This is a genomic window from Pararhodobacter oceanensis (genome assembly GCF_003076755.1).
GTDB classification, from domain to species: Bacteria; Pseudomonadota; Alphaproteobacteria; order Rhodobacterales; family Rhodobacteraceae; genus Pararhodobacter; species Pararhodobacter oceanensis.
Window position 1 is genome coordinate 1 of the sequence record NZ_QDKM01000020.1, and the last position, 10,494, is coordinate 10,494.

At 57.3% G+C, this 10,494-nt stretch carries 8 protein-coding genes; 5 read left to right on the plus strand and 3 right to left on the minus strand.

The genetic code is table 11. The annotated features are described in order from the left end of the window. Positions 1-138 precede the first annotated feature (138 nt). Together tnpC and DDE20_RS18585 are read left to right on the plus strand one after the other, a co-directional pair. On the plus strand, positions 139-1,761 hold the full coding sequence (gene tnpC / locus DDE20_RS18580; protein ID WP_116560016.1) for an IS66 family transposase: 1,623 nt from the start codon (positions 139-141) through the stop codon (positions 1,759-1,761). Then, a complete protein-coding gene (locus DDE20_RS18585) occupies positions 1,761-2,057 on the plus strand; it encodes a hypothetical protein (RefSeq protein ID WP_116560017.1) in 297 nt (98 codons plus the stop codon). Before tnpC ends, DDE20_RS18585 begins: the two co-directional genes overlap by 1 nt. Positions 2,058-2,667: 610 nt before the next feature. Here DDE20_RS18585 and DDE20_RS18590 read toward each other — a convergent pair. Further along, positions 2,668-3,621, minus strand: a complete 954-nt coding sequence (locus DDE20_RS18590; protein WP_133240377.1) for a hypothetical protein — start codon at positions 3,619-3,621, stop codon at positions 2,668-2,670. A gap of 581 nt (positions 3,622-4,202) precedes the next feature. On the opposite strand from DDE20_RS18590, the gene DDE20_RS18595 reads away from it, so the two are divergent. Both DDE20_RS18595 and DDE20_RS18600 read left to right on the plus strand, forming a co-directional pair. Then, entirely contained in the window at positions 4,203-4,649 is a 447-nt protein-coding gene (locus DDE20_RS18595) for a universal stress protein (RefSeq protein WP_116560019.1), read from the plus strand. A gap of 170 nt (positions 4,650-4,819) precedes the next feature. Further along, on the plus strand, positions 4,820-6,016 hold the full coding sequence (locus DDE20_RS18600) for a WD40 repeat domain-containing protein (RefSeq protein ID WP_116560020.1): 1,197 nt from the start codon (positions 4,820-4,822) through the stop codon (positions 6,014-6,016). A gap of 269 nt (positions 6,017-6,285) precedes the next feature. On the opposite strand, the gene DDE20_RS18605 is transcribed toward DDE20_RS18600, so the two are convergent. Continuing rightward, positions 6,286-7,596, minus strand: a complete 1,311-nt coding sequence (locus tag DDE20_RS18605) for a dicarboxylate/amino acid:cation symporter (RefSeq protein ID WP_165814580.1) — start codon at positions 7,594-7,596, stop codon at positions 6,286-6,288. Between the two features lie 478 nt (positions 7,597-8,074). Next, positions 8,075-8,832, minus strand: a protein-coding gene (locus DDE20_RS18610; RefSeq protein ID WP_116560022.1) for an IS5 family transposase whose coding sequence is annotated in 2 segments (ribosomal slippage) — positions 8,075-8,511 and positions 8,511-8,832 — 759 coding nt in all. Because the reading frame shifts where the segments join, the coding sequence is not laid out codon by codon here. A 301-nt stretch (positions 8,833-9,133) separates the two neighbouring features. On the opposite strand from DDE20_RS18610, the gene DDE20_RS18615 reads away from it, so the two are divergent. After that, positions 9,134-9,763, plus strand: a complete 630-nt coding sequence (locus DDE20_RS18615) for a hypothetical protein (protein ID WP_116560023.1) — start codon at positions 9,134-9,136, stop codon at positions 9,761-9,763. Positions 9,764-10,494 lie beyond the last annotated feature (731 nt).

The following is a 10,494-nucleotide window of genomic DNA, read 5'->3' on the forward strand; positions in this document are numbered from 1 at the left end:
CGCCGTGGCCGTTCACACAAAACCCAAAACGGAGACGCCGATCACTAAAGCCGGTTGATCACCGAACCCGAGAAAGTGGGGAATTTTACTTCGGCACTATTGGGGAAAATTCAAACGGCGTTGACAGTAGTCGGCTGCATGTCAAGTGATGCCGTAATCCTGCCCGAAGACCCTGCGCTGTTGAAGGCGATGATCGCTGCTTTGCAGGCCGAGAATGCGCGGATGTCGGCGACAATCCGGGCACATGACCAGTTGATCCAGTCCCTTCGGTTGCGTATCGCGAAGCTGAGGAAGCAGGCTTTCGGCAAATCCTCGGAGAAGGTCGAGCGGGAGATCGAACAGCTCGAACTGGCGCTGGAAGACCTGCTGATCGCAGCGGCTGAGAGCACCACTGCCCCTGTGGAGGATGCCGCAGATGATGCGTCCACATCAGCCAACGATGCGACCGCTGAACGCAAACCCCGCCGTCGTCCCCGTGTGTCTGACACCACGCCGCGCGAGCGTCGCGAGCTTGATCCCGGAACCTGCTGTTCCGATTGCGGTGGCGACCTACGACTTGTGGGCGAGGATGTCAGCGACATGCTCGACCTGGTCGCGGCACAGCTCAAGGTCTTGCAGATCGCGCGGCTGAAGAAATCCTGCCGCCGCTGTGAGAAGATGGTGCAGGAACCTGCCCCCAGCAGGCCAATCCCCGGCAGCATGGCAAGTGCTGCGCTGCTGGCCTACATTCTGGTCTCGAAATTCGACGATCATATTCCGCTGTATCGCATGAACGAAATCTTCGCGCGCATGGGCGCGGATATTCCTGACAGCACTTTGGTCGACTGGTGCGGACGCGCGATGAAGGTTCTGGTCCCGCTGATCGAGAGGATCGAGGCTGATGTCATGGCCAGTGATCTGCTTCATGCCGACGACACCCCGATCCGAGTTCTGGACAAGTCCTTACGCGATCGAGGCCTCGGCAAGGGCGTAAAGAAGGGCCGGATCTGGGTCTATGTCCGGGATCAACGGCCCTGGGCAGGTGCCTCGCCGCCCGGTGCGGTCTATGCCTTCGCGCCAGATTGGAAGGAGGAACACGTCCATCGCCATCTGGCCAATACTCGCGGCATCCTGCAGGCCGACGCTTACAAGGGCTATGCCAAACTCTATGATCCAGATCCTGACGGAACGCCGCGCCTGCGCGAGGCGGCGTGCTGGGCGCATCTGCGGCGTGACTTCCATGATGAATGGAGCAAAACCAAATCCGCCATCGCCCGAGAGGCGCTAGACCGTATCGGTGCAATCTATGACATCGAGCGCGAAATCACCGGTCAGACCGCAGATGTCCGCTTTGCCGCACGCCAAAAACACAGCGCCCCGAAGGTCGACGCCTTCTTCGCCTGGGCCGAGCGCCAGCTTGCTCTGATCCCAGGAAAGGGCGATCTGGCGAAGGCTTTCCGCTATGGTCTTAGTCGACGCGCCGCGTTCAGCCTGTTCCTTGAAGATGGCCGTGTGGCCATTGACAACAACCCGGCGGAACGGGCCCTCAGACCTATTGGAATCGGAAGAAAAAATTGGTTATTTGCAGGGGCGGACACCGGCGCCGAAACACTCGCGCGAGCCATGACTGTGATCGAAACCGCGAAGCTGAACGGTCTCGATCCACAGGCCTATCTGGCCGACATACTTGCCCGCATCCACGATCATAAGATCAATCGCCTCGACGAACTTTTACCGTGGAATTGGGCTCCCAACGCAACTTCAAACGCCGAGGCCGCCTGATGGCTACCATCACCCACATCTTCACCCTCGACTACGTTGCCAAGATGATTGGCGAAGACTTGGAGCTTATCGAAGCCATCGCTTGGAACGACGACAACTTGACCTACGGCTCGATCATCAGCGTCTATACCGGTCCGGACGAGACCATCACCGCACTGACCGACGACGGCATCGAGGAACTGACCGACATGCTCAGGGATGTCCGTGTTACCACCAAAACCTGGCACGAATTCCTCGATGCCTTTGTCGATGACAAAGAACTCGTCACGCGCATCAAGGCCCAACCACCGCGGTAACAACCGGTCGGTTACCCTGGAACTGGAAGCAAAGTCTGATCGCCAAAGCCGCATAACCGCGGCCTACGCCGGATGCTTACGACGGCATTTTCGTCACCATACCACCCCTACCGAACGCACCGAATACGTCCGAAAAGCTGAAATCTCGCAGCTTTGTGGCAATCGGTATAGGATGCTCAGCAGTGCTGATACTTATTGTCCGCTGGAAGATAAAAAGAGCTTTGTTACTCGTATATTTTAGGCCATGAGGTCTCTCAATCAAACGCCAGCACATAGTGCTGGCAAATATGAACTAGCGGCAAACAACAAGGGTGGGATTGGACACGACAATCAACACTTCAATGTCGTTGTTCAGCCGTTGCGGCCGACAGGATCAATGACCTCGCCGCCACTTCGAAGTGAGTGCCAAACGGCATGCATGCACCCAATGCCGAAGGCCTTGCAACCAATTGGGAGATACACTTCCGGTTTATATCCGTAAAGGGGCCGGTCTCATAGCTTCTCCGGCCCCTGTCCTTGTTTATCGCGCCCGTTGGTAGAGCTCATCCTCACTTCCGCCGCACCGATTGCTTCCGTCGATGGCGCGGCGGGAGCGCCAGTGGATCGCGCCCTATTTGCCTGGTGCCGCGGGCACCTGCCCCGACGCCGCTGCGCCCGAGGAGCTGACGGTCAGAGTAGAGGCACAAGTGGAGCTGCCATAGGTGCCGACCCATACATCATATCGCCCGGAGGAAGCGTTCGCGATCGTGAGGCTCGGGTGCAGGCTGCCGGCATCATCGTTGAAAAGCCAGTTGGCGGAATAATCATTAATCAGCAAGACCTCGTCACAGTCACCATTGGCGCTCAACGTCAGATTCGGAGACTGTCCCATTGCGTCAAAGTAAAGCGAAAAATCAGGCGCTTGCGCAACAAACCCGTAACCATTGGTGTCGCAGGAATTTTCATGCAAATTGACTTGCCCACCAGCAATCATTTGGTGAGAGCTGGTCTGTCCCGCATTGCTATTGATCTGGGTGCCGCCCAGCGACCAGTCGGGGCAAGCGGCACTTCCCGAAGAGACCGCGCCTGAGGGGAAGGTCTCGGCGATCAGCGTAGCTTGGCATGCTTCACCACTGTATGTGCCGACCCAAAGATCATAGCGGCCACTCGGCGCGTCGCTTAGACGAACGAGGGCATTCAAGCCACTACCTTCATCGTCGCTGAACTCCCAACCCGCCGAAGCGGTGTTGATCAATAGGGTGGTGTCACACTGCGACTCCACGCGAAATTCCAGGTCGCGCCCCATTGAGCGCGCATCGTAGTTAATCGACATATTTGGCGCGGCGGTTACATGACCACGGCCAGGAACCTCGCCACACTGACTGAGATTCAGCATCCCGCCGACATGCATATGATAGGATTGCGGCGACCACGCTGTTTCGGCGTCCATGGCCGTCGGCACACCGTTCAACTGCCATTGGGGGCATGACTGAGCGACAGCTTCGTTAGCAGAACCAAGAGTAAGGGCGGTGCCGCCGAGCGCGACGAAAACCGCTGCTCGAAAATTCATTTTTAAAATAGTCACATCGAATCCTCCTGATTACTATTCACGAGAATGAAGCTGTCGGGAATTTCCCGATCCGTCAAGACAAACGGAAGACTGCTCTGGTGAGTTTTGCGAGAATCGGCCGGATCGTTGCGTTATGAACTATCACACCACGTAAATTGCGAAGTTCAAAAAAATCCCTGTTGGTCAAATCATCTTCGCACTCTAAGTCGCGCTCTACGCTGCGGTGTAACTTTCAAAAAGGTGCCCTTCAATCCTTGCGTGTTACATCCTGGAGCCAAAGGCCAACCGCGCGGAAATCGTGTCAGTCCGTAGCACTGCGAATACCTGCTTTGGGTGGCTGCAAAAAGCGGTCTACTTGGCACCGGCCGTTCAAGGACCAGATTGAGTAAAAAAGTGCAGTGCTACAAACCCTTGGAATAAAGGCGTGTGTTTGCCAAAATTTGTCTTATGCGAGGCGGCTTCGAGACCAACCCGCTCGACTCGATTTTCGCGTATATGAGTGTCAAAGATTGCGGCTGCTTGATATAAAAGCCCTCCGGAGGCATGATGATCAGAAGGTTTAGTGTCAAGACAGTATTAAGCGAAAGGGACGCATTATGTATCGGCATATTCTCGTAGCCACTGACGGGTCTGAGCTCGCCCTCAAAGGACTTGAGCAGGGGTTGGAACTTGCAAATTCCCTGGAGGCAGAGGTGACGATCTTGACTGTTTCCGAGCCACTAAATCCTGAAGTTGCTCGAGTAGCAAATCTGGCCGGCGTAGAAGATGTCGCCGCACGTTATGATCTGCAGCTCGAAGCTGTTATGAAAGAGCGGTTTTCGGTTATTAAAGCGCGCGCACAGGACTACGGAATCGACGTCAAACTGGTTCATGAGATCGATGCATCACCCGCCGAGGCCATTGTCCGGATCGCCAAGTTAAACGAATGTGATTTAATTGTAATGTCGTCCCATGGGCGCCGCGGCGTTCAGAAGTTGCTGCTCGGAAGCCAAACCTCGGAAGTGTTGGTAAATACATCAATCCCTGTTCTTGTCATACGATAGGGTGTAAAAACAGGAGCCGAGAGTTCCAACGTCCGAGCTTGGCGCGCGGTCCTTCGGCGTCGCGACCGCCAGCTCTGCGCGGGTTCGGGCGCCTTTGGAGTGACCCAATACACATAGCTCTACCTCGATGATCGCCAAACAACTGGACCGAGCAAGTGAGGAGTCGCCGAATGAAGACCGTCATCGCAGGGCTTTTGGCACTGGCCGCCTCAACGAGCGCGCTCGCCGCGCAGACCCATTGGCACCCCATAGGTCAACTGGAAGCCGCGCCGGGTGAGCGATTGGGGCCACTGAGTGTCTCAGTATCGGGCGATCTGGTCGCCGGCACACTGTGGAGTCAGGACGGCCGGTTCCGCGGGCGCGTTTGGACCCTGCGCGACGGGCTTGCGATCGCGACACTGGACGGGGTGTTTCCAAGCTTGCTGCCGATCAGATTTACCCAGCCTGCCAACACGCCGGGCATGACCTTGGCGCAAGTCTACGCCCATTCGCGCCGCAGCCTGCGCAGTTGGGCAATCACCAGCGGCGAACCCATGCTGGATCTGGCTTTCGACAGCGAATTTCTAGTGAATGATGTGCTCTATGACCCATTCCGGCAGACCTATATCGCCTCGAGCACCTACGGGCCGCTCTCGGTCTATGCGCAAACCGGCGACCCCCTCGCCACCATCGAGACCGACGCCACGCGCCCGCACGGTGCGATGACCCTCTCGCAGGACGGAGATGAATTGGTCGTGGCTTCGTCGGGCTTCACTCTCACCTATCAAATGGACGGGCTGCGCCGCAGCTGCACCGGTGAGATTTGCGAAGCGGCTTATGCGCGATTGCCGGGTTCATACGGTCCCTATGAGGAGCTGCTGGCCGTGGATCCGTTGCGCCAGCGGCTTGCGAGTTTGGCGCCGATTGATCCGGAGCGTGTGCATCTCGGCGGCGGCATCCGGCGTCCGGTCGCCGCCCCCACCGTCCGGCTTTGGGATGCGCTGGAAAACTGGGACGCTGACACCGTGCCCGTGCTGACACTCGAAGGATTTGCGGCGCCACTGCGCTACGGCGAGTTCTCGACTGACGGCGCGCGCCTGCTGACGCTGGACGAGAGCAATACTCTGGCGGTCTGGAACGCCAACACCGGTGCGCAAGAGATGACCGCCCAAGAGATAATCACCGCGCATTTCATCCCGCTCAGCAAAACGATCTTCGTGCTGTCCGCGGATGGGAGCAGCGCGATTGTCGAGACTAATGGCGGAAATGTTTTGCAAATCCTGGAAGCCCCCGCCGAAGACGCCGTAATCGCCCCCGATGGCCAAACATTGATCACCTATTCCGCAGGCAGTGCGGGCCCGGCTCGGGTCTGGCGACGGCAACAATGAGCCGGAAGTGATCCTCGGGATCTCGTGTGACCAGACTCACCGGCCACGACAAGATGTTCGGCAAGCCGCGCGACAGGTCCACAGTGCCTCAAAGAAATACCCACCTGCGCGTCCTCAAACCCGCGGGCTCATCGTGATTGACGTGGATTCTCACCTTGTATGTCGCGCCGCATACATCACCGAGAACGATCCCCATCTGCATCTTGCCTAGCCGTTGAAGCGTTGGGTAAATCGGGCATATTTTGGCCAGCTGCAACCCTGAACGATACTCAACTCGCCCGCGCCGTTTCCCGCCCGACAGACCGCAGCAGCACTGACGCGACCAGATCGCCGGTGACATTGACCGAGGTCCGGCACATGTCGAGCAACCGGTCAACGCCCAGGATGATCACCATGCCCTCGACCGGGATCCCCATATTCGTGGCGACGCTGACCAGAATAGCGATACTTACCCCTGGTGTGCCAGGTGCGCCGATGCTGGAGGCGACAAGCGTCCCAACCACCACCGCGATCTGCACCGGTGTCGGCTCAATGCCGGCGAGTTGCGCCAGGAACAAGATCGCCACCGCCTGATACAGCGCGGTGCCGGCCATATTCATCGTCGCCCCCAAGGGCACCACCAGATTGGCAATATTTTCCGGCACGCCGAGCTGTCGCGCGGACTGGATTGTCACCGGCATCACCGCCGAGGAACTGGACGTCGAGAACGCCAACAGCAGATTGCTGCCCGCGGCCTTCACAAACCGCATAGGCGTGATCCGTGCAAAGACGAAAGCGATCAGCAGATATAGGGCCAGTAGCAGCGCCAGCCCCAGCAGCACGGTTCCGACGTAGCCCGAGATGCCGATCATGGTCTCGAACCCCATCCGCATCACCAGCTGCGCCATCAATCCGAAGACCGCGAAAGGCGCCAGAAACATCGCCCACTTCACGATGTTCATGGAGATCGACAGCAAGGCATCCATGAGGGCGAGAAAGGGTTTTGCGCGCACCGGCTGCACCTGCGTGACCGAGATGCCAACCAGCAACGCCAGAACCACCACGGCCAGCATGTCGCCCTGCACGATCGAAGCTGTGGGGTTCGTCGGTAGAATTTCCACGATCATATCAGGCAAAGAGACCTGCGCGGGCGGGTCCGGCAGGTCCGGCATTTCGCCGTTCGAGGACGGTGTGTCGGCGGAGGTTCCTTGCGAAAACCCGGCCAACCCGACACCGGGCCGCAGCCACTGCGCAAGCGCAACTCCGATCAGTGCCGCCGCTGTCGCGGTCGCAAGGATGAAGGCCGCGAGCCGCAAGCCGACCGAGCGCAACTCCTCGCCGGACCCTGCCCCTGACAACCCGCCCACGATCGACGAGAAGATCAGCGGAACCAGCACCATCGCGATCAACGCCAGAAATATGCGCCCCGGCAAGGCCAGCCAATGCCCGATGACTTCTGCGGTTTCAGGATCGATGACACCCGCAGACTCGCTCAACAGCAGGCCAAGTCCAAACCCCAAGACCATGCCCAGCATTACCTGCGCCCAAAGCCGAGACGTCATCCAGACCCGCAGCTTAAACCGCTGCTGAGAAATCCGCATGGGAGTATCTTGATCGTCGACTGCCATGCCTAGGCTTCCTTATAATCGCTTATTTAGTCGCGGCGATCAATTGCCGCGAGCATCTGTCGGGTCAATCAGCGCACAGCATCACGCGGCCCTGTCGTGACAACCGGTGGTTCGTAATTCCTTATCGTCACCGTGGTATAGAGCCAGCGAGCATGAAGCTCCAGAACGCTGCATCCTCACTGCAACGGCCGTAGGTCTTCAAGGTCGTGGCATCTCCGCCGGGACACAAAGCATCGCACCCACGCAAGATCTCGTCACCTCCGTTCCGCTTTCGCCACGGCCTCCGATGACCGAGGTCGCCAGAAGCGGCAGGTGGCCGTCGACCGCAATAGCGCGAACATCTCAACCTCTTGTTCCAGAGTGTAAAGCCGATACCCACCATTGGCAGTAAGACGCTCACAAGCGCGGTCGTGTTTATGAGCCGAAAAATGCATATACCTAGGCTCAGGACTCATAGCCAATAGATGACGATAGCGGCGAGCATAATGGCGGAGAGGAACACCTGTGGGCAGCGGTCGTATCGGGTCGCCACACGCCGCCAGTCTTTGAGCCTGCCGAACATGATCTCGATGCGGTTGCGCCGCTTGTAACGACGCTTGTCGTATTTGATGGGGACTTTTCGTTGCTTCCGGCCGGGGATGCATGGGCGTATGCCTTTGTTTTCCAACGCATCTCTGAACCAATCGGCATCATATCCGCGATCTCCGAGCAGCCAATCGACGCTTGGTAAACTGCTCAGCAGAGCCGCCGCACCGATGCAGTCGCTGTCCTGACCGGCGGTGACGAAGAGGCTGATCGGCCGTCCTTGGCTGTCGCAGATGGCGTGCAATTTGGTGTTCATGCCGCCCTTTGTGCGGCCAATCAGGCGGCCACGCCCCCCTTTTTGACGCCCAAACTGGACGCCGTGCGATGGGCCTTCAGATAGGTGGCGTCGATCATGACCGTCCTTTCTTCACCGTGATCCGCCGCCAGGCCGACCATCATGCGGGCGAAGATGCCGTTGTCGCTCCACCGTTTCCAACGGTTGTAGAGCGTCTTGTGCGGACCGTATTCCTTAGGCGCATCCCGCCAACGTAAGCCATTGCGGTTGATGAAAATAATGCCACTCAAGACCCGCCGATCATCGACCCGTGGCTTGCCGTGGGACTTGGGAAAATAAGGTTCAAGACGCGCCATTTGCGCGTCGCTCAACCAGAAGAGATCAGACATGTCACCGCTCGTTTTTCGAACCGTGAATCATGCCGGCAACCTAAAATCAATGGGTCCTGACCCTAAGAAAAGACGAAACCAAATCCGATCATCAGGAGCAGAGAGTAGCTTAAAAAGCGCCAGATCCTGTCCGAAGAATGGGGAGCACCTCATGCTGCCTGCGTGCATTAGTGCGTTCCCGCCTATGCAGGTGCCGCAAAGGGACGAAAAGACTTGATCACCGACCAAATAGCGACAATCCTTGCATCAGACGGCACGCCACTGGGGCAAATGACGACCTTCCCATATAAAGGCTTTCACGATGAAGTTGAGTATCGCAGTTATTGTTGCGACGTTTTGCGCAGCTCTAGGCTTTTCCGATAGCGTTAAGGCCGAGCCTATTTCTGTTCGAGGAATAAACTGGTCGATGTCTATCGCAGAGCAAATTCATGTTATTGAAGACGCCGGAATGGCTTGCGTTTTCGACACAGGTTGGAATGTTTTTCTTGGACCTATTGGAGCCAGTCAGGATGGCCTCGACATTACTTGTATCCAAAGCGGAAATAACGATCAGACCATTCAGGAGTTGCATCGAAGATTTTCGGAGTGGTCACAAATTTGCAGCGTCCGAGGGACTGATGGGTATGCAACAAGCGAATGCTTGGGGTTCAATTCCTTTTATGAGCTGTTCAGGGTAGTTAGAAGGATTCACTACAAAGATGACCGGACAATCGAGTTCGATTGTAGATATTTAGGAACGTGTGGGTTCGAAGTCCGGACAATTGTCTCCCAGCTACAAGCGCATGTCATCGACAGGGATTTTCTTCCGCCAACGGCAGATAGCTGGATCGGTTGCGCCGATGGCGATGATGGAGACGCCATATGCGTTCACATGCACACAAAAAACATCTTACTTCTGAGAAACCCAATGCGCGACAATATGCAATTCTAGCCCCTTAAGTACCCGTTAAAGATGCCGAGGCCGTACTGATCCTTTACCAAACGGTGTTTGGCGGTAAGCGGTGTGCCGGCCTCTCATTCTAGCGCGTGTCGCGCCCTGCGAGATGTTTCCCACCTCATTTCGGGAAGTGCGTTTCACAATGTGCGCTACGAATTCGTTTCTCAAATCTCTGGGCGTCGAGATCCATGCGTCAGGTCATCGGCATGTGGTCGGCCGCAGCGTTTCGGCGGCGGCGGCGGAGCGATCGAGGCGTTTGTCCGGACATGTTCGGGAATGAGGTCGACATGCCTGTGAAGCCGGTAGCTCGCGCCCTCAATCCGGATGACCACGGCACGGTGTTATAGCCGGTCGAGCAGCGCGGTCGCGAAGATTGGATCGCCGAACAGGAGATTGATGCGGCCTGAAACCCACGTCGCGAAAACCCAAGTTCCGATGAGCCGGCTATTTTTTGGCCCCAACATCCCAAAATAGACGCTGCCGCCCTATGGTCGCGTGAAATGAAGCTATAGGGCACAGGACTACGAAATCGACGTCAAATTGGTTCATGAGATCGTTGCATCACCCGCCGAAGCCATTGTCCGGATCGCCAAGTTAAAGCAGTGTCCCAACAGTTGGTGTAACTCCCGCCGGTAGTGCGGGCTGAGCGGAGCCTTCGCATAGCGAAGCGAGGCCCGCGCGGGTCGCTTGGCGGCCATGGTTGTTCTTCGGCTAAGGTTTGGTTT

Bases quoted from the DNA above. Each gene is read 5' to 3' on its own strand.
- tnpC (WP_116560016.1), top strand. From the start codon at position 139: ATGTCAAGTGATGCCGTAATCCTGCCCGAAGACCCTGCGCTGTTGAAG.
- DDE20_RS18585 (WP_116560017.1), top strand. From the start codon at position 1,761: ATGGCTACCATCACCCACATCTTCACCCTCGACTACGTTGCCAAGATG.
- DDE20_RS18595 (WP_116560019.1), top strand. From the start codon at position 4,203: ATGTATCGGCATATTCTCGTAGCCACTGACGGGTCTGAGCTCGCCCTC.
- DDE20_RS18600 (WP_116560020.1), top strand. From the start codon at position 4,820: ATGAAGACCGTCATCGCAGGGCTTTTGGCACTGGCCGCCTCAACGAGC.
- DDE20_RS18605 (WP_165814580.1), bottom strand. From the start codon at position 7,596: ATGCGGATTTCTCAGCAGCGGTTTAAGCTGCGGGTCTGGATGACGTCT.
- DDE20_RS18615 (WP_116560023.1), top strand. From the start codon at position 9,134: ATGAAGTTGAGTATCGCAGTTATTGTTGCGACGTTTTGCGCAGCTCTA.